Annotated in this window: 19 protein-coding genes; 11 read left to right on the top strand and 8 right to left on the bottom strand. The window is 72.2% G+C overall.

Annotation, left to right across the window (positions count from 1 at the left end; genetic code table 11):
* The 3 genes from E2E34_RS13225 to E2E34_RS13215 form a co-directional block, all read right to left on the bottom strand.
* A partial coding sequence (locus E2E34_RS13225; RefSeq protein WP_244315707.1) for a hypothetical protein occupies nt 1–619 on the bottom strand: 619 nt, incomplete at its 3' end.
* An 11-nt stretch (nt 620–630) separates the two neighbouring features.
* Nucleotides 631–2,982 carry an FHA domain-containing protein gene (locus E2E34_RS13220; RefSeq protein WP_138902099.1) on the bottom strand — a complete coding sequence of 784 codons (2,352 nt, stop codon included), beginning with the start codon at nt 2,980–2,982 and terminating at the stop codon, nt 631–633.
* A gap of 123 nt (nt 2,983–3,105) precedes the next feature.
* A complete protein-coding gene (locus tag E2E34_RS13215; protein WP_138902098.1) occupies nt 3,106–3,582 on the bottom strand; it encodes an SPW repeat protein in 477 nt (158 codons plus the stop codon).
* A 121-nt stretch (nt 3,583–3,703) separates the two neighbouring features.
* Between E2E34_RS13215 and E2E34_RS13210 the strand changes: the two genes are divergently transcribed.
* A complete protein-coding gene (locus tag E2E34_RS13210) occupies nt 3,704–4,429 on the top strand; it encodes a class I SAM-dependent methyltransferase (protein WP_138902097.1) in 726 nt (241 codons plus the stop codon).
* 9 nt (nt 4,430–4,438) lie between these two features.
* On the opposite strand, the gene E2E34_RS13205 is transcribed toward E2E34_RS13210, so the two are convergent.
* A complete protein-coding gene (locus tag E2E34_RS13205) occupies nt 4,439–4,879 on the bottom strand; it encodes a lysozyme family protein (protein ID WP_138902096.1) in 441 nt (146 codons plus the stop codon).
* 495 nt (nt 4,880–5,374) lie between these two features.
* On the opposite strand from E2E34_RS13205, the gene E2E34_RS13200 reads away from it, so the two are divergent.
* The 4 genes from E2E34_RS13200 to E2E34_RS13185 all read left to right on the top strand — a co-directional run bounded on the left by E2E34_RS13200 (nt 5,375) and on the right by E2E34_RS13185 (nt 11,734).
* Nucleotides 5,375–5,599, top strand: coding sequence for a type A2 lantipeptide (locus E2E34_RS13200; protein WP_138895529.1), 225 nt, complete (start codon nt 5,375–5,377; stop codon nt 5,597–5,599).
* A 195-nt stretch (nt 5,600–5,794) separates the two neighbouring features.
* A complete protein-coding gene (locus tag E2E34_RS13195) occupies nt 5,795–6,601 on the top strand; it encodes an HlyD family efflux transporter periplasmic adaptor subunit (protein WP_138902095.1) in 807 nt (268 codons plus the stop codon).
* On the top strand, nt 6,598–8,874 hold the full coding sequence (locus tag E2E34_RS13190) for an NHLP family bacteriocin export ABC transporter peptidase/permease/ATPase subunit (protein WP_138902094.1): 2,277 nt from the start codon (nt 6,598–6,600) through the stop codon (nt 8,872–8,874). Before E2E34_RS13195 ends, E2E34_RS13190 begins: the two co-directional genes overlap by 4 nt.
* 1 nt (nt 8,875) lies before the next feature.
* A complete protein-coding gene (locus E2E34_RS13185) occupies nt 8,876–11,734 on the top strand; it encodes an NHLP bacteriocin export ABC transporter permease/ATPase subunit (protein WP_138902093.1) in 2,859 nt (952 codons plus the stop codon).
* Nucleotides 11,735–11,865: 131 nt separating this feature from the next.
* On the opposite strand, the gene E2E34_RS13180 is transcribed toward E2E34_RS13185, so the two are convergent.
* From E2E34_RS13180 to E2E34_RS13170, 3 genes are all read right to left on the bottom strand, one after another.
* Nucleotides 11,866–14,268 carry an ATP-binding cassette domain-containing protein gene (locus E2E34_RS13180; protein ID WP_138902092.1) on the bottom strand — a complete coding sequence of 801 codons (2,403 nt, stop codon included), beginning with the start codon at nt 14,266–14,268 and terminating at the stop codon, nt 11,866–11,868.
* Between the two features lie 82 nt (nt 14,269–14,350).
* Nucleotides 14,351–14,767 (bottom strand): VOC family protein, encoded by a 417-nt coding sequence (locus E2E34_RS13175; protein ID WP_138902091.1) that lies wholly within the window; start codon nt 14,765–14,767, stop codon nt 14,351–14,353.
* A 10-nt stretch (nt 14,768–14,777) separates the two neighbouring features.
* Nucleotides 14,778–15,197, bottom strand: a complete 420-nt coding sequence (locus tag E2E34_RS13170; RefSeq protein ID WP_138902090.1) for a helix-turn-helix transcriptional regulator — start codon at nt 15,195–15,197, stop codon at nt 14,778–14,780.
* Nucleotides 15,198–15,446: 249 nt separating this feature from the next.
* Here E2E34_RS13170 and E2E34_RS13165 point away from each other — a divergent pair, with 249 nt between their 5' ends.
* The 5 genes from E2E34_RS13165 (at nt 15,447) to E2E34_RS13145 (ending at nt 21,301) form a co-directional block, all read left to right on the top strand.
* Nucleotides 15,447–16,994 (top strand): MFS transporter, encoded by a 1,548-nt coding sequence (locus E2E34_RS13165; RefSeq protein ID WP_138902089.1) that lies wholly within the window; start codon nt 15,447–15,449, stop codon nt 16,992–16,994.
* A 139-nt stretch (nt 16,995–17,133) separates the two neighbouring features.
* Nucleotides 17,134–18,120 (top strand): alpha/beta hydrolase, encoded by a 987-nt coding sequence (locus tag E2E34_RS13160; RefSeq protein WP_138902088.1) that lies wholly within the window; start codon nt 17,134–17,136, stop codon nt 18,118–18,120.
* Entirely contained in the window at nt 18,113–19,282 is a 1,170-nt protein-coding gene (locus E2E34_RS13155; protein WP_138902087.1) for an acyltransferase family protein, read from the top strand. Before E2E34_RS13160 ends, E2E34_RS13155 begins: the two co-directional genes overlap by 8 nt.
* Nucleotides 19,283–19,292: 10 nt before the next feature.
* Nucleotides 19,293–20,636, top strand: a complete 1,344-nt coding sequence (locus tag E2E34_RS13150) for a sensor histidine kinase (protein WP_244315706.1) — start codon at nt 19,293–19,295, stop codon at nt 20,634–20,636.
* Complete coding sequence (locus E2E34_RS13145) at nt 20,633–21,301, top strand: response regulator (RefSeq protein ID WP_138902086.1); 669 nt, start codon at nt 20,633–20,635, stop codon at nt 21,299–21,301. Before E2E34_RS13150 ends, E2E34_RS13145 begins: the two co-directional genes overlap by 4 nt.
* Nucleotides 21,302–21,356: 55 nt before the next feature.
* Here the strand turns inward: E2E34_RS13145 and E2E34_RS13140 are convergent, their stop codons facing one another.
* Nucleotides 21,357–21,965: a TetR/AcrR family transcriptional regulator gene (locus tag E2E34_RS13140; RefSeq protein ID WP_138902085.1), complete on the bottom strand. Its 609-nt coding sequence runs from the start codon at nt 21,963–21,965 to the stop codon at nt 21,357–21,359.
* A 143-nt stretch (nt 21,966–22,108) separates the two neighbouring features.
* Here E2E34_RS13140 and E2E34_RS13135 point away from each other — a divergent pair, with 143 nt between their 5' ends.
* A complete protein-coding gene (locus tag E2E34_RS13135; protein WP_138902084.1) occupies nt 22,109–23,503 on the top strand; it encodes a purine-cytosine permease family protein in 1,395 nt (464 codons plus the stop codon).
* Nucleotides 23,504–23,535 lie beyond the last annotated feature (32 nt).

The raw sequence follows: 23,535 nt of genomic DNA, 5'->3' as shown, positions 1-23,535 counted from the left end.
GTTCCGGGGCAGCCGGGAGGTCGTCGTCCGGGGCGGCCGGGGTCACGACCCGCGTCGGCTCCGGGGACGTCGGCGGGCTCGCGGGGGGCCGCGCGGTCACCTGGGTCGGTTCGCGGGGCGGCGCGTCCTCGGCGGCGGGGGACGAGGAGGTCGCGTACGTGGCGAGGCGCGTCCCGTCGCAGTGCACCCACCGCTCGTGCTCCGCGTCGTACAGCCACACCGCCTCGCCGTCGACCACCATCCCCACCCGCAGTCCGCGGGTGCGCCGGTGGAAGCCCTGGCCGTCCGTGCGGCCCGCCGTGAGGTCCTCCGCCGCCCGCCGGTACTGGCTCAGGGACTCCTCCACCCGGGCCAGCAGCGGCCGCGGGTCCGCCGTACGGGCCATCGGCTGCCCGGCCGCCGGCGGGTCCCCCGGTACGGACAGCAGCAGGCGCCCGTCGACCCAGGCCGACCAGCCGTTGGCACAGAGGATCTGGCCCCAGTCCCCCCGCCGGTCGATCAACCGCACCGGGAGCAGCGGGTCGAGCGGCTCCGTCGGCAGGGACACGTCCGGTTCCTCCCAGGCGGGCAGCCCGTCCTGGGGGACGACATGCGTGGGACGGAAGTCCGGAGTCGTCATGGGCCCCCGTTCTACTTCCGCATGATGGCGGGCTCGTGCCGCCGCAGCAGCTTCGCGACGATGTACGCGAACACGGCCGACAGCACCACCAGCATGCCCATGTTGAGCAGCCAGACGCCCACGGAATGCCCGAACAGCGGGTCCGCCGTCAGCTCCCCCGGGACGATGTCCCCCAGCCCGATGGTGCCGGCCATCGCGCCCAGCGCCCACCGCGAGGGGACCAGCCACGCCAGCTGCTCGACCCCGGCGACCCCGTCCAGCTTCAGCAGCGCGCCGCAGAACACGACCTGGACGATGGCGAGGAGGACCAGCAGCGGCATGGTGACCTCCTCCTTGCGCACCAGGGCGGACACCAGGAGTCCCAGCATCATCGCGGTGAACGCCAGCATCGCCACGGCCACCGTGATCTCCACCAGGGGCGGCATCAGCACCCCTTCGCCGCCCGGCGCGCTCAGATCGACGCCGACCAGGGCCACCAGGGTCAGGACGACTGCCTGGAGGATCGTGATCGTGCCGAGGACCACGACCTTGGACATCAGGTACGCCGATCTGGAGAGCCCGACGGCCCGCTCCCGCTGGTAGATCGTCCGTTCCTTGACCAGCTCCCGCACCGCGTTGGCGGCGCCCGTGAGCACACCGCCGACACAGAGGATGAGCAGGGCGTTCATCGCGGTTTCCTGCGTCAGCTTCGAGCCGGCCAGGGCCCGTGCCATGGCGCCCATGACGAACGGCAGCGCGATCATGATGGCCAGGAAGGTACGGTCCGCGCTCAGCGCGGCCGCGTACCGCCGCACCAGCGTCCTCAGCTGCGCGCCGCGGCTGCGCGTGCGGGCCGGGGGCCCGACGACGGCGGGCGTCGTGGGGGCCTGCGGCAGATGCGGCTGCGCGGTGGCGTTGGTGACGTACTGCCGGCGGAACGGAGACTCGGCGTACTCGCCCGCCCAGTCGCGCGAGCGGTCGTTCTCGAAGGCCTCGAACGCCTCCGGCCACTGCTCGAAGCCGAAGAAGGCGAGCGCGTCCTCCGGCGGCCCGTAGTAGGCGATCTTGCCGCCGGGGGCCAGCATCAGCAGCCGGTCGCACACGTCGAGGCTGAGCACGCTGTGGGTGACGACGATGACCGTACGGCCGTCGTCGGCGAGGCCGCGCAGCATGTGCATCACCGAGCGGTCCATGCCCGGGTCGAGTCCGGAGGTCGGCTCGTCGAGGAACAGGAGCGACGGCTTCGTCATCAGCTCCAGGGCCACGCTGACCCGCTTGCGCTGCCCGCCGGACAGGCTGTGGATCGGCTGGGACGCCCGCTGTTCGAGGCCCAGTTCGCCGATGACCTCGGTCACCCGCGCCTGCCGCTCCTTCTTCGCGGTGTCCTCGGGGAAGCGCAGTTCGGCGGCGTACCCGAGGGCCCGCCGCACGGTCAGCTGGGAGTGCAGGATGTCGTCCTGCGGTACGAGACCGATGCGCTGACGCAGCTCGGCGTAGTCCCGGTACAGGTCGCGGCCGTCGTACAGGACCGTGCCGTGGTCGGCCGGGCGCAGCCCGGTGAGGGCGTTGAGCAGCGTGGACTTGCCGGCGCCGCTCGGCCCCACCACCGCGAGCAGGCACTTTTCGCCGACGGGGAAGGTGACGTGGTCGAGGAGCGTCTTGCGGCCCTTGTCGACCGACACCGCCAGGCCCTGTACGTCGAGCGACACCTCACCGGTGTCGACGAACTCCTGCAGCGTGTCGCCGACCAGGCAGAACGCGGAGTGCCCGATGCCGACGATGTCACCGGGGGAGACCTCGGCGACGGAGACGGGCTGGCCGTTGAGGAAGGTGCCGTTGTGGCTGCCGAGGTCGGCTATCTCGTACGTGCCGTCGGGGCGGGTCCGCAGCTCGGCGTGGCGGCGCGAGACGATCAGGTCGTCGACGACCAGGTCGTTGTCGGCGGCGCGGCCGATGCGCACGGTGCGGGCCGGCAGCGGCCGTACGGTGGTCGGCTGCCGGAAGGTGCCCGTCGCGGCCGGCATGGACACCGAGGACGGGCGTTCGGGCGCCGGCGGTGGGAGCCCGTGCCCCACGAGCACGGCGCGCGGCCCGTCCGCCGGGCTGCCGAAGCGGATGACGCTGCCGGGGCCGACGTCCCATTCGTGGATCCGTCTGCCTTCGGCGTACGTGCCGTTGGTGCTGTGCTCGTCCTCGAGGGTCCAGTGGTCCGCCTCGGGCCGGAGCACCGCGTGATGCCATGACACGCGCGCGTCGTCGATGACGATGTCGCTCAGAGGGTCGCGCCCGACGTGGTAGTCCCGGCTCGGACTGATCAGCGTCGAGCCCGCCTCAGTTTCGAGGACGAGCTCGGGCGCGGTCGGCGCGACAGGCCGGTCACCCATGCGTCAATTCTAGCCGTGGGTACCGGTTTTCGCCGCTCGGGAGCCGGGGCGCGAAGGGGCGCGCGACATGAGGGGGCCCCGGCCGTGGGGCCGGGGCCCGGGCTTGCGGCCGGCTCGGTGGTGTCAGCCCATCGGGCCGACGTTCCTGTCACCGCGGCCGCGGCCGCGTGAGCGGGACGAGCCGGAGCTGTCGCTCTTCATGGCGGCCATGGCCACGGCGAGCAGCAGGGCCACGCAGCCGACGATCACGTTGCTGACAACGCTGCGCGTGGTGTCGACGTTGCCGGACACGACCCATGGGGCGACGATCGTCCATGCGCCGATGGCGGCGGCGGCCCAGGCCATGGCGTGGGTCCGCTCGTACGCCGGGCCGAACCCGCCCATGCACAGGGCGTAGGCGACACCGGTGATCAGGTTGCACACGGCGAGCGTCGTGAGGCCGTTGAACCCGACGATCCACGGCGACGCCGCGAGGTACAGACCCGTGAGGAGGGCCAGGGTCTCGATCGCCTGGGCTCGCGGCGTGGCGGTGGCCCGCTCGAACCGGGACCGCATCTCGGCGACATCGGGGTGCTGCTCAATGCTGGGATGAGTGGTCATGACAGGCTGCCTCCACTTAAGAGAGCCCTTATGTGCCCTTTACGTCCTAATTAACGCCCTTTAGTTCATTCTGGTCAATGGGTCGACCTGGGCCGGAACGGGCGCTGGCTACGCTGGGCCCGTGTTCACCTCCCAGGGCCCCACCTTCCGTGAGCTGACCGTGCAGGCTCTCTCCTCGATCGAGCGCGGCTACGACCTGCTGGCCCCGAAGTTCGATCACACGCCCTTCCGCACCCCCGACCGCATCCTGGACGCGGTCGCCGGCGCCCTGGCGCCCCTCGGCCCGTTCGGCGCCGGTCTCGACGTCTGCTGCGGCACCGGCGCGGGCGCGCGGGTGCTGCGCCCGCTGTGCCGGGAGCGGGTCACCGGGGTCGACTTCAGCGCCGGGATGCTGGCCGCCGCCCGGGAGGCGTTCGACGACGGCCGGGAGCCGGCGGCTCAGTGGGTGCGGGCGGACGCCCGCGCCCTGCCGTTCACCGGGGAATTCGACCTGGCGGTGAGCTTCGGGGCGTTCGGGCACTTCCTGCCGGCCGAGCGGCCCGCGCTGTTCGCCGGAGTCCACCGGGCGCTGCGTCCCGGCGGACTCTTCGCCTTCCCCGTCGGGGCGCCCCCGCGCGTCGGCTCACCGCTGTACTGGACGCTGCTCGGCTTCGACTCCGCCATGCGCGTGCGCAACGCGCTGTGGCGGCCGAGGTTCGTCATGTACTACCGGACGTTCCCGCTGGGAGGCGTGCTGGACGACCTGGCCGGAGCCGGGTTCCAGGTGCGGTCGCAGGCCCTGGAGGAGTTCGGCCGGCGTACCGACGGGAGCCCCCACTGGCGGCTGCTGGTGGCCCGCAAGGCGTGAGCGGGGGGATCAGTACCCCTTGGGCGGCCGGTCCGGATCGGCCTGCTGGACCCGTTCGGCGAAGTTGGACCCGGACTGGTTGACGCCGTACCTCGCCCGCACGTAGTTGATCGTGGCGCACATGCAGGCCACCACGTCGTACGGAGTGGTGGCCGTGCCCTCCTGGTGATACGCGGCGAACGTCGGGGGAATGCACTGTGTCGCGCCGCGCGAGCAGTTGCGCGGGTGCCCGTCCGCCACGACCGGGCCGTGCGCGTTGGAGTCGCCGGTGTTGACCCGCCACCGCGGGTGGTTGGAGGCGGACTCGCGCAGCGCGATCGTGGCGAGCGCCGGTACGCCGTACTCCGGGTCCATGCCGGTGAGTTCGCAGGCGCGCCGGGCGTACGCGCGCATGGCGGCCTCTCCTGATGCGTCGTCGGGGTCCTGGTAGGTGACCTCACTCAGGTCCATGGGTGTCCCCTCTTGCCGCCGTTCGCGGCGGACGTTCTCTCCTGACCGGTTTCCTACCCATGTCGCCGATGACCTAGGCGACCCGTTCCGGCGGGAAGTCGTGTGGTTTCGCCCCCCGTTGTGAAGTGGCATTCCGTAATGAGCGTGTGACACCAGCGAATCTGCACATCGAATGCGCAGGCGGCACAGCCTCTTCAAATACTCACACCTGCGCTGACCTGCGGATATGCGTGTCTGCGCAGGAATGTCCACATCGGGCCCGGGCGTGGTGAAGGCTCTGTCGCATTCAGCTCGGGTGATCCCGTGAAGAACCTGTCACCAAGTCATGGACGGCCGTGCACGTCACGGTAATTCCGGGCGGAGATGTGCCCGGACGAGCAAAGTCCCGACTGGCTGCCCAACGCGCTTACGTGCTTTGATCCTTCGCACTGAGGCCTATCCGTCAGGGGCGGTCCCGGTCATTTCGAATATTCACCGCGAAGGGAAACTCGCATCATGAACTTCTCCCAGGTTGCGACCCAGGAAATCTCCGACAACGACCTGGACAACGTGTCCGGCGGCCTCCTCGGCGGCGTGGTCGGCAACGCCACCGGCGTCCTCAACTCCGTCGTCCCCGTCTCGGGCACCGTCGGCTCCGCCCTCGGCACCGTCGAGGGCGTCACCGGCCTCAACACGGGCGCGGTCACGGGCATCGCCACCGCCACGGTCGCCGGCGTCTGAGTTCGCCCTGCGCCGCCCCGCGGCGCGGTCACCAGCGGTGACTACGGCCCGTCGGCTCCCCCTCCTTGCCGACCGGCCGGGTCGTACGCCCCCGGACCCACCCCGGGCCCGGGGCGTACGGCCGCCTCGAATTCCCGGCAGCCGAGCGCTGCCGGCTCCATGCGGTCGGCCCATTGTGGTTGAGGGAAGAGTGTCGTGCAGTTCCGCCAACAGGCGCTTTCCAAGCTGCAATCGCCCGAGGAAATAGATCTGCCGGTGCGATTCGCCCGGCCTCAGGGCCTGCTTGTTCTGACCGTCACGGTCGTCGTCATGATCGCCTCGGCCGTCTGGGCCGTCAAAGGCACCGTCTCCTCCACGGTCGCCGCCCCCGGCATCCTCACCCACGCCCAGGGAAGTTACGTCCTGCAGAGCCCCGTCGCCGGCCAGGTCACCGCCGTCCTCGCCGAGGAGGGCGAGCGGGTCTCCGCCGACGCGCCCCTGCTCAAGGTCCGTACCGCCCGGGGCGACACCGTCGTGCGCACCATCGCGGCGGGCCGGCTGACGACGCTCGTCGCCGCCATCGGTTCCGTGGTGACCACCGGAGCGGACGTGGCGGCGGTCGAACGCGTGAAGAACGCCGGCGACCCCCTCATGGCCATGCTGTACGTACCGGCCGAACGCGGCTCCACCGTGCCCGTCGGCGCTGCCGTCGACCTGACCGTCCAGTCCGTCGCGGCGCAGCGGTACGGCGTACTGCGCGGCCGGGTCCAGGCCGTCGGCAGGACCGCCCAGACCCGCCAGCGCATCACCGCCTTCCTCGGCAGCGGCCAGCTCGGCGAGGAGTTCTCCCGGCAGGGCCAGCCCGTGTCCGTGCTCGTACGGCTGGAGCGGTCCGGCGCCTCGAAGTCGGGCTACGCCTGGTCGACCTCCCAGGGGCCGCCGTACGCCGTCGAGTCCATGACCCTCGCCACCGGCTCCGTGCACCTCGCCGAGCAGCGCCCGATCGACTGGCTGCTTCCGTGACCCCACCGCACCCCTCGGCGGCGCCGCCGCAGCCGCAGTTGCCCCCGCCGGGCCGCCGCAGGCACCGCCCCGAGCCCGCCACCGGCGGCCGCCGCCGCGCGCGGCCCGCACCGGTCAAGAAGCGCAAGGCGGTGCGCACGCCCACGGTCCTCCAGATGGAGGCGGTGGAGTGCGGCGCCGCCGCGCTGGCCATGGTCCTCGCCCACTACGGCCGCCATGTGCCGCTCGAAGAGCTCCGCATCGCGTGCGGCGTCTCGCGCGACGGCTCACGCGCCAGCAATCTGCTGAAGGCCGCCCGCGGCTACGGTCTCCAGGCCAAGGGCATGCAGATGGAATCGGCGGCCCTCGCCGAGGTCCGGGCGCCCGCCATCCTCTTCTGGGAGTTCAACCACTACGTCGTCTACGACGGTACGGGGCGCAGGTTCGGCCGCCGGGGCGTGCACATCAACGACCCCGACAAGGGCCGCCGGTTCGTCCCCTCGGAGGACTTCGACACCAGCTTCACGGGCGTTGTCCTCGTCTTCGAACCCGGCGAGTCCTTCCGGCGCGGCGGCCGCAGGCCCGGTGCGATGAGCGCCGTCCCCGCCCGCATGCGCGGAACCACCGGCACCCTGCTCGCCGCGCTGCTCGCCAGCCTGCTGCTGGTCGCCGTCGGGGCGGCGGTGCCCGCGCTGAGCCGTACGTACATCGACATGTTCCTCATCGGTGAGCAGACGTCGATGCTGGGGCCCCTGTTCGCCTCGATGGCGGCCATGGTGGCGCTCACCGCCGTACTGACCGGGCTCCAGCAGGCGAACCTGCTGCGCGGACGCATCATCTCCTCCACCCTCAGCAGCGCCCGCTTCCTGCGGCACCTGCTGCGGCTGCCCGTCACCTTCTTCGCGCAGCGCAGTCCGGCCGACCTCGTCCAGCGCCTCCAGTCCAACGACGCCGTCGCCGAGACGCTGGCACGCGACCTCGCGGCCGCGGGGGTGGACGGGGTGGTCGTGATCCTCTACGCCCTCCTGATGTGGACGTACGACCCCCAATTGACGCTTGTCGGCGTCGTCGTCGCGCTGCTCAACGTCGTCGCCATGCGCGTCGTGATCCGGCTGCGCGCCACCCACACGCAGAAGCTGCGCGCGGACAGCGCCCGGCTGACCAACACGTCGTACACCGGCCTCCAGCTGATCGAGACGATGAAGGCGACCGGCGGCGAGAACGGGTTCTTCCGCCGCTGGGCCGGACAGCACGCGACCACCCTGGACGTGCAGCAGCGCCTCGGCGTGCCGAGCGCGTTCCTGGCGGTCGTCGCGCCCACGCTCGCCACCCTCAACAGCGCGCTGATCCTGTGGATCGGCGGCCTGCGGGCCGTGGAGGGCCACATCTCCGTCGGTCTGCTCGTCGCCTTCCAGGCGCTGGTGGCGCGCTTCACCGCGCCGATCAGCCGCCTCAACGGCGTGGCGGGACGCATCCAGGACTTCGCCGCCGACGTGGCCCGGCTGAAGGACGTCGAGAGCTTCCCGGTCGACGTTCTCTACTCGCGCCGCGAGCCGGACGAAAGCACGCGCAGGCTCACGGGGCACGTGACCCTCACCGACATCACCTTCGGCTACAGCCCGCTGGACACACCGCTGCTCACCGGGTTCTCACTGGCGGTGGGCCCCGGGCAGCAGGTCGCCCTCGTCGGCGGGTCGGGCAGCGGCAAGTCGACCGTCTCCCGGCTGATCTCCGGGCTCTACACCCCCTGGGAGGGGACGATCCGCATCGACGGGCAGCGGCTGGAGGACATCTCCCGCAGCGCGCTGGCCGCCTCCGTCTCCTTCGTCGACCAGGACGTCTTCCTCTTCGAGGGCACCGTCCGGGACAACGTCGCGCTCTGGGACCCCTCCATCCCGGACGAGGCCGTCGTCACCGCCCTCCAGGACGCCGCGCTGTACGACGTGATCGCGCGGCGCCCCGACGGCATCCACGGCCGCGTCGAGCAGGACGGCCGCAACTTCTCCGGCGGGCAGCGGCAGCGCCTGGAGATCGCCCGCGCGCTGGTCAGGCGGCCCAGCGTCCTCGTACTCGACGAGGTGACGAGCGCCCTGGACGCCGAGACCGAGCGGGTCATCATCGACAACCTGCGGCGGCGCGGCTGCGCCTGCGTCGTCATCGCCCACCGGCTGAGCACGGTGCGCGACAGCGACGAGATCGTCGTGCTCGACCACGGCGCGGTCGTCGAACGCGGCCGCCACGAAGACCTGGTCGCCGCCGGCGGGGCGTACGCCGAGCTGGTCAAGGAGCACTGACATGTCGTCCGTACCGCCGCCCACCGTCGAGAGCGCGCCCCAGGGGGCCGACGCGGTCACCTACGCGCTCGGCGGCCTCGGCGCGCCCGTCGACTGCGCCGGACTGCGCAGCCTGGCGCTGGAGGGGCCGCAGGTGCTGTGGCTCGTCGTCGGTGGGGCCCTCGACCTGTTCGCCGTCGACGCCGTCCAGCAGGGCCACTGGCACTTCCTCGGCCGCCTCGAAGCGGGGACGCTGCTGCTCGGCCCCGTGGATGGCCCGCAGCACACCCTGCTCGGCCGGCCGTCGCAGGACTGCGTGCTGCGGCGGATCCCGCTGCGGGAGCTGCACCGGCAGCCGCAGTACGCCGAGAGCTACGGCCATGGGTACGGGGACGCCGGCGCGGCGTACGAGAGCCCGCTCGACCACGCCTTCGCGCTCGGCGTCGGACGCGGCCTGGGCGTCCTCTTCCAGGCCCCGCTGGACGGCCGGCCGGACATCGAGGGGCCGGTGGCCGACGACGACGTCCTGTGGATGCCGGTCTCGCCCGGCAGTGTGCAGTACGGCGCCTCCTACGGCCACGAGGCGGCCGGCGATCTGCTGATCGAGACCGCGATGTGGCAGCGGCTGGTGAACCAGCAGTACCGGCTGCTGTCCGCCGTCGACCAATGGATCGAGGACCTGGAGCGCGCCCACGAGGACCGCACGGCGGCCGGCATCAAGGCCGGCGCGGCGGTGCGCGAACGGGCGGACCAGGCCCTGGTCGCCTCCATCGGCCGCCCCGACCGGTCCGGACGCGGTACGGCTGCCACCGACCGCGCCGGCGACGACGCGACCTTCGCCGTCTGCCGCCGGGTGGCCGAGGCCGCCGGCATCACCCTCACCGAGCCGCCGAAGGGCGGCGCGGCCGACGACCGCGTCACCCCCGTCGAACGCATCGCGCTGCACTCCCGGGTCCGCACCCGCGACGTACGGCTCGACGGGCGCTGGTGGCGGGCGAACTCCGGGCCGCTGGTCGGGCACCGGGCGAAGTCCGGCGCGCCCGTCGCGCTGGTGTGGCGGCGCGGGGGGTACGAGGCGCTCAACCCGGCCTCGGGCCTGCGGATCCGGGTCGGCAAGGACAACGCGGACGATTTCGAGCCGCGCGCGGTCATGTTCTACCGGCCCCTGCCCGAAGCGTCCATGACCCCGTGGCGGCTGCTGCGCTTCAGCCTTCGCGACACCCGCCTCGACCTGCGCAACCTGTTCCTGAGCGGTCTGGTGACGGTCGGCCTCGGCGGTCTCGTCCCGATCGCCACCGGCCAGGTGCTCGGCGTGTACGTACCGAACGCCGAGAGCGGCCTCATCGTCCAGGTCTCCCTGGCCGTCATGATCACCAGCATCGTCACGGCGTCGTTCATGCTGCTGCAGAACCTCACCATCCTCCGGATGGAGGGCCGCGTCGAGGCAACCCTCCAGCCCGCCGTCTGGGACCGGCTGCTGAGGCTGCCGACGAGGTTCTTCACCGAGCGCTCCACCGGGGAACTGGCGAGCGCCGCCATGGGCGTCAGCGCGATGCGCAGGGTGCTGTCCGGTCTGGGTCCGGTGGCCGTGCAGGCGAGCACCGTGGGCGCCATGAACGTCGTGCTGCTGTTCTGGTTCAGCGTGCCGCTGGCGCTGGCGGCCCTCGCCATGCTGGTGGTCATCGGTGCCGTGTTCCTCGGGATGGGCCTGTGGCAGGTGCGCTGGCAGCGGCGGCTGGTCGAGCTCGGCAACAAGCTCAACAACCAGGCGTTCCAGACCCTGCGGGGACTGCCCAAGCTGCGGGTCGCCGCCGCCGAGAGTTTCGCGTACGCCGCCTGGGCCCGCGAGTTCGCCCGCTCCCGCGAACTCCAGCAGCGCGCGGGCCGCATCAAGAACCTCACCACGGTCCTCGACGCCGTCTACCTGCCGCTCTGCTCGCTCATCATGTTCATGCTGCTGGCGGGGCCCGCCCGGGGCAGCATGTCCGCCGGCGCCTTCCTGACCTTCAGCACGGCCGTCACCATGCTGCTGACCTCGGTCACCCAACTCACCGGCGCGCTGATCTCGGTCGCCGCCGTGCTGCCCATGTTCGAACAGATCAAGCCGGTCCTCGACGAGGTCCCGGAGGTACGCGGCACGAGCGCGCAGCCCGGCGCCCTGAGCGGCGCCGTCGAGGCCCGCAACCTCTCGTTCCGCTACACCGACGACGGGCCCCTCGTCCTCGACGACGTGTCGCTCGAAGTGCGGCCGGGCGAGTTCGTGGCGGTCGTCGGCCCCAGCGGCTGCGGCAAGTCGACCCTGCTGCGGCTGCTCATCGGCTTCGACCGCCCGCTCTCGGGCAGTGTGCTGTACGACGGTCAGGACCTCGCGGCGCTCGACCAGGCGGCCGTACGCCGTCAGTGCGGCGTCGTCCTGCAGAACGCGCAGCCGCTCACCGGATCGATCCTGGAGTGCATCAGCGGCGCCGAGGTCTTCTCCCAGGAGGAGGTCTGGGAGGCCGCCGAGATGGCGGGACTGGCCGAGGACATCCGGCGCATGCCGATGGGGCTGCACACGATGATCTCCGGCGGCGGCGCCATCTCGGGCGGGCAGCGCCAGCGCCTGATGATCGCTCAGGCGCTGGTGCGCCGCCCGCGCGTCCTCTTCTTCGACGAGGCCACCAGCGCGCTGGACAACGAGACCCAGCGCATCGTCATGGAGAGCACGCGCCGGCTGAGCGCCGGCCGCCTGGTGATCGCCCACCGGCTGAGCACCGTCATGGACGCCGACCGCGTGATCGTCATGGCGGACGGCCGGATCGTCGAACAGGGCCCGCCGGCCCATCTCCTGGCCGACCCCGGCGGCCGCCTGCGCGAACTGGTGCGCCGGCAGCTGGCCTGAACGGCCGTCAGCCCGGCGCCCGGAGCATCTCCCGTACCACCGGACCGGACGACACGTGCCCCTCGTCCGGCCACGCCGGTCCGGCCGGTGGCCCCGGCCGGACCGGCGGACGGTGCGGCGCCGGCCCCGGGTCAGGCGCCGACGTACGCCGCGAGGTGTTCGCCGGTGAGGGTGGAGCGGGCGGCGACGAGGTCGGCGGGGGTGCCCTGGTACACGATCCGCCCGCCGTCGTGGCCGGCGCCGGGGCCCAGGTCGACGATCCAGTCGGCGTGCGCCATCACCGCCTGGTGGTGCTCGACGACGATGACCGACTTGCCGGAGTCGACGAGCCGGTCGAGCAGGCCGAGCAACTGCTCGACGTCGGCGAGGTGGAGGCCGGCGGTCGGCTCGTCGAGGATGTAGACGCCGCCCTTCTCTCCCATGTGGGTGGCCAGCTTCAGCCGCTGCCGCTCGCCGCCGGACAGCGTGGTGAGCGGCTGGCCCAGACTGAGGTAGCCGAGCCCGACGTCGACGAGCCGGCCCAGGACGCGGTGCGCGGCCGGTGTGGCCGCCTCGCCGGCACCGAAGAACTCCTCGGCCTCGGTCACCGACATCGCGAGCACCTCGCTGATGTCCCGGCCGCCGAGGTGGTACTCCAGTACCGCCGCCTGGAACCGCTTGCCCTCGCACTCCTCGCAGGGACTGGCCACTCCGGCCATCATCGCCAGGTCGGTGTAGACGACGCCGGCCCCGTTGCACGTGGGGCAGGCACCCTCGGAGTTGGCGCTGAACAGCGCCGGCTTCACGCCGTTGGCCTTCGCGAACGCCTTGCGGATCGGGTCCAGCAGACCGGTGTACGTGGCCGGGTTGCTGCGCCTGGAGCCGCGGATCGGGCTCTGGTCGACCGACACCACGCCCGCGTCGGCGGCCTGCCGCGGCAGCGATCCGTGCACCAGCGAACTCTTGCCGGAGCCCGCGACGCCGGTGACGACGGTGAGCACCCCGAGCGGGATGTCGACGTCGACGTCGCGCAGGTTGTTCGCCGAGGCGCCGCGGATCTCCAGCGTGCCGTTCGGCTCGCGCACCGTCTTCTTCACGGTGGCCCGGTCGCCGAGGTGGCGGCCGGTCACGGTCCCGCCGGCCCGCAGCCCCTCGACGGTGCCTTCGAAGCAGACGGCGCCGCCCGCCGTACCGGCGCCGGGGCCGAGGTCGACGACGTGGTCGGCGATCGCGATCATCTCCGGCTTGTGCTCCACGACCAGCACCGTGTTGCCCTTGTCGCGCAGCCGCAGCAGCAGGTCGTTCATCCGCTGGATGTCATGCGGGTGCAGGCCGATGGTGGGCTCGTCGAAGACGTACGTGACGTCGGTGAGCGAGGAACCTAGCTGGCGGATCATCTTGACGCGCTGCGCCTCACCGCCGGACAGCGTGCCCGCCGGTCGCTCCAGGGCGAGGTAGCCCAGGCCGATCTCCACGAACGAGTCGAGGGTCTGCTGCAGCGCGGTGAGCAGCGGCGCGACCGACGGCTCCTTCAGGCCCCGGACCCATTCGGCCAGGTCCCGGATCTCCATCGCGCAGGCGTCGGCGATGCTGACCCGCTTGATCTTCGAGGCGCGGGCGCCCTCGCTGAGCCGGGTGCCGTCGCACTCGGGACAGGTGGTGAAGGTGACCGCCCGCTCCACGAACGCCCGGATGTGCGGCTGCATCGCCTCCTTGTCCTTGGACAGGAACGACTTCTGGATCTTGGGGATCAGCCCCTCGTAGGTGAGGTTGACCCCGTTCACCTTCACCTTGGTCGGCTCGCGGTAGAGGAAGTCCTGCATCTCCCTCTTGGTGTACCTGCGGATCGGCTTGTTCGGGTCGAGGAAGCCCGATTCGGCGTAGATCCCCACGGTCCACACGTTGTCCGACTTCCAGCCGGGGATGGTGAACGCGCCCTCGGCGATCGACTTGGAGTCGTCGTAGAGCTGGGCGAGGTCGATGTCGGAGACCGAGCCCCGGCCCTCGCAGCGCGTGCACATGCCGCCGGTGCGCTCGTACGTCGCCTTCTCGGCCTTGGTCTTCGAGCCGCGCTGGACGGTGATCGCGCCGCTCGCCCGCACCGAGGCGGTGTTGAAGGAGTACGCGCTCGGCGGGCCGATGTGCGGCTTGCCGAGCCGGCTGAAGAGGATGCGCAGCATCGCGTTGGCGTCGGTGGCCGTGCCGACCGTCGAGCGGGGGTCGGCGCCCATCCGCTGCTGGTCGACGATGATCGCGGTCGTCAGCCCTTCCAGAACGTCGACCTCGGGCCGCGCCAGCGTCGGCATGAAGCCCTGCACGAAGGCGCTGTACGTCTCGTTGATCAGCCGCTGTGACTCCGCGGCGATCGTGTCGAACACCAGGGAGCTCTTGCCCGAGCCGGAGACGCCCGTGAACACCGTCAGCCGGCGCTTGGGGATCTCGACGCTGACGTCCTTGAGGTTGTTCTCGCGCGCGCCGTGCACCCGGATCATGTCCTGGCTGTCGGCGACGTGCGGCGCGGGCGACCGCTTGGCCGCCGGCGTGGCCTTGCTCATCTGGTCTCTCCATCTGTCGGGCGCGGCTGCACGCGCGCTCCGGCCGGGGCCGCGGCCCCAGCGAGGTTCGGGGCGTCCAAGTTCACTGCTTGCGCGGCTGGTTGAAGCGCAGCATATTGCCCGAGGGGTCGCGGAAGGCGCAGTCGCGGACGCCGTAGGGCTGGTCGACCGGCTCCTGGAGCACCTCGGCGCCGGCGGCGCGGACGCGCTCGAAGGTGGCGTCGCAGTCGTCGGTCCGGAAGATGACGGCGCGCAGCAGGCCCTTGGCGAGCAGTTCCGCCATGGCCTGCCGGTCGGCGGGCGAGGCGTTCGGGTCGGCGAGCGGCGGTTCGAGAACGATGTCCACATCGGGCTGCGAGGGAGAGCCCACGGTCACCCAGCGCATCCCCTCGAACCCGACGTCGTTGCGCACCTCCAGGCCGAGCACGTCCCGGTAGAACGCGATTGCCTTGTCGTGGTCGTCGACGGCGATGAAGCACTGCGAAAGCTTGATGTCCATGCGTTTCACGCTACGGGCGGGGGGCGTGTTTCGCTTCTCCGTTCCTGACCGGTCGCGTGTGGACCTTCGCGACGCAGGCCGGCACGGCGGCGCCCTCGTCGTGACCACGGGCCCGGTACGCGCTCGGGCTCTCCCCGACGAGCTCGGTGAACCGCGAGCTGAACGACCCCAGCGACGTGCAGCCGACCGCGAAGCACACGTCCGTGACGGACAGGTCGCCCCGCCGCAGCAGCGCTTTGGCCCGCTCGATCCGCCGGGTCATCAGGTAGCTGTACGGCGTCTCCCCGAAGGCGGCACGGAAGCTGCGGGAGAAGTGGCCCGACGACATGAGGGCGCCACGCGCGAGCGCCGGGACGTCCAGCGGCTGCGCGTAGTCGCGGTCCATCGTGTCCCGGGCGCGCCGCAGCCGTACCAGGTCCTCCAACGTCATGCCGACCAGCATCGCACGAGGGGCCCGATGCGGTCCCGGGGACGGCGGACCTCACCGCGCCTCCGCCCGGGCGCCGCCCCGCCGGTGATCACTCGCCCGCACCGACGGGGCATAGAGGACAAACCAATGGATAAGGGAGTGCCCTGGTAACAGACGTGCGCATCGGCGTCTTATTTGAGACACTGATGTCTCAAGCGAGACCGTGCGGTGTCACCAGGCACCCTCCGGCACGACCCGAACAGGAAACCCATGCACCCCGCCCCCGCCCGGCAAGACACCCGGGCTCAGCTCGATCCCCGGCGCTGGGCCGTCCTCACGATCCTCTCCGGCAGCCTGCTGCTGATCGCGATGGACACCACGATCCTCAACGTCGCCTTCCCCTCCCTCGTGGCCGACCTCCAGCCCAGCTCCGTGCAGCAGCTGTGGATCATCGACGTGTACGCGCTCGCGCTCTCCGGCGTCCTGGTCACCGCCGGCGCGCTCGGCGACCGCTGGGGACGCAAGCGCATGCTGCTCATCGGGTTCGCCGTCTTCGCGCTCGCCTCGCTGCTCGCCGTGTTCGCCACCGCGCCGTGGCAGGTCATCGCCGCCCGCGCGCTGCTCGGCGTCGGCGGCGCGGCCATCATGCCGTCGACCCTGTCGATCCTGCGGCACGTCTTCACCGACGCCCGCGAGCGCGCCCTCGCGTACGCGGTCTGGGCCGCGGTGTTCGGCGGCGGCATGGCGCTCGGCCCGGTGGTGGGCGGTCTGCTGGTGGAGAAGAACGGCTGGCAGTCCGCGTTCCTGCTCAACATCCCGGTCGCGCTGGCCGTCATCGCGTTCGGCCTGTGGCTGCTGCCCGAGTCGCGCCGCCCGAGGGAGGGGCGCTGGGACTGGTGGGGCGTCGGCCAGTCGGTCGTCGGCATGCTCGCCCTCGCCGGCGGCATCAAGCAGCTCGGCAAGGGCGGCCCGGCCGACCCGGTCGCCTGGGCCCTGCTGTGCCTCGCGGTGATCGCGCTGACCGTGTTCGTACGCCGTCAGCTGAGGCTGGAGCAGCCCCTGCTGCAGGTACGGCTCTTCGCGAGCCGGTCGTTCAGCATCGCCGCCGCCGCGATCTTCCTCGGGATGATCGCGCTCGGCTCGGCGCTGTTCCTGATCACGCAGTGGTTCCAGTACGGCGAGGGCTACACCCCGCTGGAAGCCGGCGTCCGGCTGCTGCCCGCGCCGCTGGGGCTGGTCGTCACCTCGCTGGTGACCCCGGCCCTGATGCACCGGCTGCCGATCCGCCACGTGCTCGGCGGCGGACTGCTGATGATGACCGCCGGACTCGCGCTGCCGTGGGTGTTCCAGCGGGCCGGCGCCCTCGGCTACCCGTCCGTCGCCTTCTCGCTGGCCGTGCTCGGCTGCGGCGTCGGCATCGCCACCACGGTCGCCTCGGTCACCCTCATGGCGTCCGCCCCCGCCCGCGACGTCAGCGGCGCGGCCGCCATCGAGGAGACCTGCTACGAACTCGGCGCGGCCATGGGCGTCGCCATCCTGGGCAGCGTCGCCTCCGCGCTGTACCGGGCGCACCTGCCCGAACTCGGTCTGGACGGCGCGGCGACGGCGGCCGTGCGCGACTCCGTCGGCGAGGCCGCGCACCTGGCCGACCTGACCGGCGGCCCGGCCGGCGCCGCACTGCTCGACAAGGTCTCCACGGCCTTCACCCAGGGCATGACGCCGACCTTCCTGCTCGCCGCGGCGCTGCCCCTCGCGGCGGCCGCGCTCGCCTGGGCGAAGATCCCCAAGGACCTGCGCCCGACCGAGAACGCGCACTGAGGGACCAGCGGCGCCTACCGGTAGTACTTCAGAGCTATACGTGAAGTGCCCTCCCTGGCGGGACGCCGACGACGAGGCGTGATCCATAACTTCCTTACCGGAAGCACGAAGGACATCCGGTAAGGAAGGACCACCCTCCATGGCGTCCCGCCCACGCAGCAGCCGCCCGCGCCGCACCCTGATCGCCGCACTCGTCATCGCCTCGGTGGCCGTGCCGGTGTCGGGTGCGGCCCGCCCCGCGGCCGTTCCGGCGCCCGCCCCGGCGGTCCTGGCCCCGCTGAGCGCCGCCACTCCCGCCGCCCTCGCCGAGCGGTACGCCGCCAACCGCGACGGGATCCGGGCCGCCGAGCGCGCGGCCACCGGCCACGGGGATCACCGGCGGGCCGCCGCGCTGCGGGCCATGGCGGACCCGGCGCGCCACTTCCTCACCTTCGACGGCCGCGACGGCGGCCGTACCGCCGAGGTCTTCGGCGACCTCTCCCGCGCCGAGCGGATCGCCGTACTGGTCCCCGGATCGGACACCAGCCTCGACCGGTACGGACGGCTCCGGGCCGGCGCCGCGGCGCTCCAGCGGGAACTGGGCGCCCGGTCCGCCGTCGTCGCCTGGCTCGGGTACAAGACGCCGGGCACGGTGAGCCCCGAGGTGCTGACACCCGGCCGCGCGGAAGACGCCGCCCCCGCCCTGCGCCGCTTCGTGACGGAGCTGCGCGCGGCCGCGCCGGCCGCCCGTACCTCCCTCCTCTGCCACTCCTACGGCTCCGTGGTCTGCGGCCGGGCCGCGCCCGGACTGGGAGCCGGGGACGTCGAGGACATCGTCCTGTTCGGAAGCCCGGGCGCCGGCGGCGACACCGCCGCCACGCTCGGCAGCCGGGCCACCGTCTGGGCGGGCCGGGGCGCCGGCGACTGGATCGCCGACGTACCCCATGGGCGTCTTCAGTTGCCGTTCACGACGGCCGGGTTGGGGGCGGATCCCATGTCGCCGGAGTTCGGCGCCCGGCTCTTCGCGGCGGGCGACGGCGGCCACAGCGACTACCTGAAGCCCGGTTCCCCAGCCCTGGAGAACATCGCCCGGATCGTCTCGGGCCGGGCCCTTTCCGGTTCCGAGGAGGGGGAGCGTCGTGCGTGACCTCGTCCGGCGGATCGACTCCGCCACTCCGCCCGGCCGTGACCGCGCCGTCGACGCGCTGCGCGCCCTCGCCATCCTCGGCGTCGTGCTCGGCCACTGGCTGGTGACCGCACTGGTCGCGGACAGCGGAACGGTGCGGGCCGCGAGCCCGCTTCGGTGCATGCCTCAACTCGTGCCCGTGTCATGGCTGTTCCAGACCCTGGCGGTCTTCTTCCTGGTGGGCGGGCTGGTGGGCGCGAAGAGCTACGCCGCCGCCCGCGCCCGGGGCGCGACGTACGGTCAGTGGCTCGCCGCCCGGACGGCCCGGCTGAGCCGGCCGGTCGCCGCCGTGCTGGTGGTGTGGGCCGTCGCGGCGGGCGTGATGCTCGGGTCCGGGGCGGGTGTGGAGACCGTACGAACACTGCTGAAGCTGGTGTGGTCGCCGCTCTGGTTCCTGCTGGTCTTCGTGGCGCTGACGGCGGTGACGCCGCTGGTGGCCAGGCTTCATCCGCTGTGGCCGCTCGCTGTCGTGCTGCACGTCGACCTGGTGCGGTTCGGCTTGGGCGGCCCTTCGTGGCTCGGCTGGGTCAATGTGGCCGCCGGGTGGCTGGTCCCGTACTGCCTGGGCGCGGCCTGGGCGCGCGGGGGACTCCGCAGCCGTACGACGGGCTGGGTGCTGCTGGGTGGGGGCGCCGTCGCCACCGCTCTCCTGGTCCTGTTCGCGGGCTACCCGGCGGCCATGGTCGGGGTGCCCGGCGCCGATGTCTCCAACCTCGACCCGCCCACCCTCGCCGCGGTCACCTTCGGCCTCGCCCAGTGCGGGGCGGCGGTGCTGCTGCTCGGCCCGCTGCGCCGGGTGCTGCGTCGGCCCGGCGCCTGGGCGGCGGTCGCGCTGCTCAACCTCTCCGCGATGACGGTGTTCCTCTGGCACCAGACCGCGATGATGGCGGTCACCGCGACCGGCCTGCTGACGGGCGAGGCGCTGCCCGGCCTCCACACGGTGCCCGACGGTCCTGGCTGGGTCCTCGCCCGGTTGGCATGGTTGCCCGTGTTCGGGGTGGCGTTGGGGGTGTGCTGGGCGGCGTTCCATACGTACGAACAGGGGCGGCCGAGGCCGCCGAAGAGCAGCCGGATCGTGCGCGAGGGGCAGCCCGCCCGGGAGGCAGCGGTGCGCCGTGCCTAGGGTGGATCTTGTGACGGGGGAGAGCGCGGTGGTGGAGCGGCTGGTGAAGGCTGTGCGGGCGGTGCCGCGCAACCTGCGCGAGGACCTGTGGACCGGGGCCGCCGCCCCGCTGCCGCCCGGCGGACGGCCCGGCTGGGCGATGTGGCAACCGGTCGTCGTACTGCTGCTGGTGACGTGCGCGGCACTCCTTGGCGTGGTCAACGTGAACGATCTCGCCTTCGACTGGGGCCACGGACTGGGCACCAGGTACGCCCTGTTGCTCGGCGTGGCCCAGTCGGCGGCGCTCGTCGTCGCGGCGTTCCGGCCGGTGCCGGCGTGGTGGATGGTGACGACCGCCATGGTCGTCGTCGCGTGGCTCACGGGCTCGCAGTTCCCCCGGGCCGCCCTCGGGATCGCCGAGGGTGTCCCCGGCACGCAGTTTTCCTGGGACCCCTTGTCCCCCTGGACCGGTTCCGGGATCGCCGCGCAGGCCGGCGTGCTCTTCATGCTGGCGTTGCGGGTCCGCCCCCGCATCGCGGTCGAGGCCCTGACGATCAGCCTCCTGGCGGGTCTGGCCTGCGCCACGCTCCTTCCCCCGGGCCACTTCACCGGCGTCGGCCGCGCCCTTGGGATGCTCACCGCCGCGGTGGTGGTCGGCGCCTCGCTGCGCGGCCGCCAGGTGGCCCGCACAGAGCTGGTCGTACAGGAGGAAATGACCGCCGAGGAGCGGGCCAGGCGCACCCTCCTGGAGGAGCGCAACCGGATCGCCCGCGAGCTGCACGACGTCGTCGCCCACCACATGTCGGTCATCTCCATCCAGGCGCAGGTCGCCCCACACCTGGTCGAGAACCCGTCCGAAGAGCTCAGGAAGAACCTCGCGGGTATACGCGAGAACGCCGTCGGGGCGCTCACCGAACTGCGCCGCGTGCTCGGCGTACTGCGCTCCGAGGACGCCGTGTCGCAGGAGGTACGGCACGCCCCGCAGCCCACCCTCGACCAGCTGGACGAGATGGTCGGCAACGTGCGCGGCGCCGGGCTCACGGTCACCACCCGGACCACCGGAGAGCCGCGCCCACTGCCGCCGGGCGTCGAACTGTCGGCGTTCCGTATCGTGCAGGAGGCGCTCAGCAACGTGATGCGGCACGCGCCCGGAGCCGACGCGCGGGTCGAGATCGGACACCACGCGGCCGGTCTCACCGTACGGGTCACCAACACCGCGCCCGACGGGCCGGCCGTCCCCTCGCAGGGCGCCGGTCACGGCCTGCTCGGCATGCGGGAACGCACCGCCATGCTGGGCGGCGAGTTCGCCAACGGGCCCATGCCCGACGGCGGTTACGAAGTACTCGCGTCACTTCCCCTGGAGGGCGGTCCATGACCATCCGTGTGCTGATAGCCGACGACCAGATGATGGTCCGCCAGGGCTTCACGGTGCTGCTCGACGCCGAGCCCGGCATCGAGGTCGTCGGCCAGGCCGTGGACGGCCTCGACGCCGTCGCCAAAGTCGCCGAACTCCATCCGGACGTCGTCCTGATGGACATCCGGATGCCCGTCCTCGGCGGCATCGACGCGACCCGCCGCATCACGGAACCGCCCGCCGCCACCGTCAAGGTCCTGGTCCTCACCACCTTCGACCTCGACGAGTACGTGTACGAGGCGCTGCGCGCCGGTGCCTCCGGCTTCCTGCTCAAGGACGCCTCGGCCGCCGAACTCGCCCAGGCGGTACGGGTGGTGGCGGCCGGCGACGCCCTGCTCGCCCCGAACATCACGAAGCGTCTGATCACGGAGTTCTCCCGGCTGAGCGGCGCGCCCCGGGCCCCGCTCAAGGACCGCGTCGGCGACCTGACGGAACGCGAGACGGAGGTGCTGTCCCTGATCGCCCAGGGCCTGTCGAACGTTGAGATCGCCGGGCGGCTGGTGGTGGCGGAGCAGACCGTCAAGACCCACGTCAGCCGCATCCTGCTCAAGCTGGGGCTGCGCGACCGGACCCAGGCCGCCGTCTTCGCGTACGAGACGGGCCTGGTGCGCCCGGCCGGCTACTGAGCCGCCGGGCGGCGCGGCGCGGTCGGCGGGTCGCGCGAACGGCCGTGCGGCCGTGCTACCCGGCCGGCCGGGGAATCAGCAGGGCCGCCGCCGATCGCGCCGCCGCCAGGGCCCGGCCCCGGTCGCCGTCGGGCTGGGCCAGCACGACGCGGGTGCTCAGCCCGTCCAGCAGCGCCAGAAGCTGCGAGGCGTGCACGGGTATGTCCATCGGGGCGAAGCGGGCGCGCTCCACGCCCCGGGCGAGCAGCGCCTCCAGGTCCCGCTGCCAGCCCCGGTCCATCTCCTCCTGGGCCTGACGCAGGTCGTCGTTGGCCGCCGTACGGGCCCAGAGCTCGATCCACAGCATCCAGCGCGGGTCGCGCGGTCCGCGCGGCAGGTACAGCTCCAGGAACTGGTCGAGCTTGCGCTCCGCCGTCGTACGGCGGCCCAGCAGGAGCCGTCGCTCCCCGGCGAGATCGCTCTCGCTCCAGCGCAGCGCCTCCAGCAGCAGCCGGTCCTTGCTGCCGAAGTAGTACAGGATGTGGCCGCCGCTGGTGTCCAGCCGCTCGGCGAGCGCGGACATGGTGAGCGCGGCCAGGCCGTGCTCGGCGATGAGTGCCATGGCCTCCTCGAGCATCCGCTCCTGGGCGATGTGCCCGTCGCGCCGTCGCGCCGCTCCCGCCACCCGCTTCGCCTCCGCCGTTCGTACCCGATGCCACGACCTTAGCCGCGGATTCGCGCCGGGGTCTTGACGGGTGGGGGAGCCGCACCGCATCTTGAATGCCGTTCTAACTTTTAGAACGGCATTCAAGGTCTGGTGGGAGTGGCATGGCGACGCACACGGCAGAGCAGCGGCAGAGCGACGAGGTGTTCCGGGTCGAGACCCACGGCATCGACCGCATCCCCGACGCGGAACGGCACGGCAGCGCCAAGGACCTCTTCTGGCTCTGGTTCGGCTCGAACCTGACCTTCACCTACGTCATCAACGGCGCGCTCGCCGTCGCCTTCGGCCTGTCCTTCTGGCAGGCGACCGCCGTGGTGGTCGTCGGCGGTCTGGCCTTCTTCGTCATCAGCGCCGCCGGCCTCAGCGGAATCCGGACCGGAACCGCCACCCTCGTGATCTCCCGGGCCGCCTTCGGCACACGCGGCAACTGGCCCGCCGGAGTTCTCAACTGGGTCGTCAGCATCGGCTACACCATCGTCAACACGGTGGTCGGCACCCTGGCTCTGGAAGTCTTCTTCGCCGAGATCGGCTGGCAGGGCGGCGACACCGCCCGCGCGCTCGCCCTGCTGGTCACCCTCACCCTGACCTTCGCCGTCGCCATGTGGGGCCACGCCACCGTGCAGTTCGCCGAACGCTGGATGGCGTACGCCCTCGCCGCCGGCTTCGCCGCGCTGCTCGTCTTCGTACTGCCCGGCGCCGACACCGCCGCCCCCGCCACCGGCCCCGGCGCGGCCGGCTGGAGTCTGGCGTTCGTCGTCATGCTGTCGAGCCCGTTCTCGTACGTGCCGATGCCCGCCGACTACACCCGCTACCTGCCCGCGGCCACGTCGCTGCGCTCGATCACCTGGAGCGGCGCCCTCGGCGGCTTCCTCTCCTCGGTCGCGCTCGGTGTGGCCGGTGTCGCCGCCGCCACCCAGACGGACATGACCGACGCGGTGGCGGGCACCGAGGGGCTGCTGCCCGGCTGGTTCCAGCCGGTCTTCCTGGCCCTGGTCCTGCTCGGCTCCGTCACCAACTCGATCATCACGCTCTACTCGTCCAGCCTGAACCTCCAGGTGCTCGGCATCCCCTGGAGCCGGTCGCGGGCCATCCTCATCAGCGCCGCCGTCACGGCCGCCGGCTCCCTGTGGGCCCTGTTCTTCGCCGACTTCACCGAGTCGCTGCTGTCGTTCCTCTCCCTGCTGATCATCGTCTTCGCGCCGTGGAGCGGCGTCTTCCTCACCGACATGGTGCTGCGGCGCTGCCGTTACGACGCCGAGGCGCTGCACACCGGCCCCGGCGGCGCCTACTGGTACCGGGCGGGCTACCACCCCGCGGGCATGGCCGCCCTCCTCACCGGCATCGCCTTCTCCGCGCTCACCTGCGACTCCGAGCTGTGGACCGGCCCCCTGGTCGCCCCCCTCGGCGGCGCCGACCTCACCCTCCTCGGCTCGGTCGTCGCCGCGCTCACCTACGCGGCCCTGGCCTCGCGCACGCCCGTCCGCCCCGCCGCCCGCTGAAGCACCCGCACCGCCCGCACCGCACGTACAGG

This window comes from Streptomyces albidochromogenes (genome assembly GCF_005981925.1).
GTDB classification, from domain to species: domain Bacteria; phylum Actinomycetota; class Actinomycetes; order Streptomycetales; family Streptomycetaceae; genus Streptomyces; species Streptomyces albidochromogenes.
Note: the sequence above shows the minus strand (reverse complement) of the source record. Positions and strands in the feature narration are given on the sequence as shown.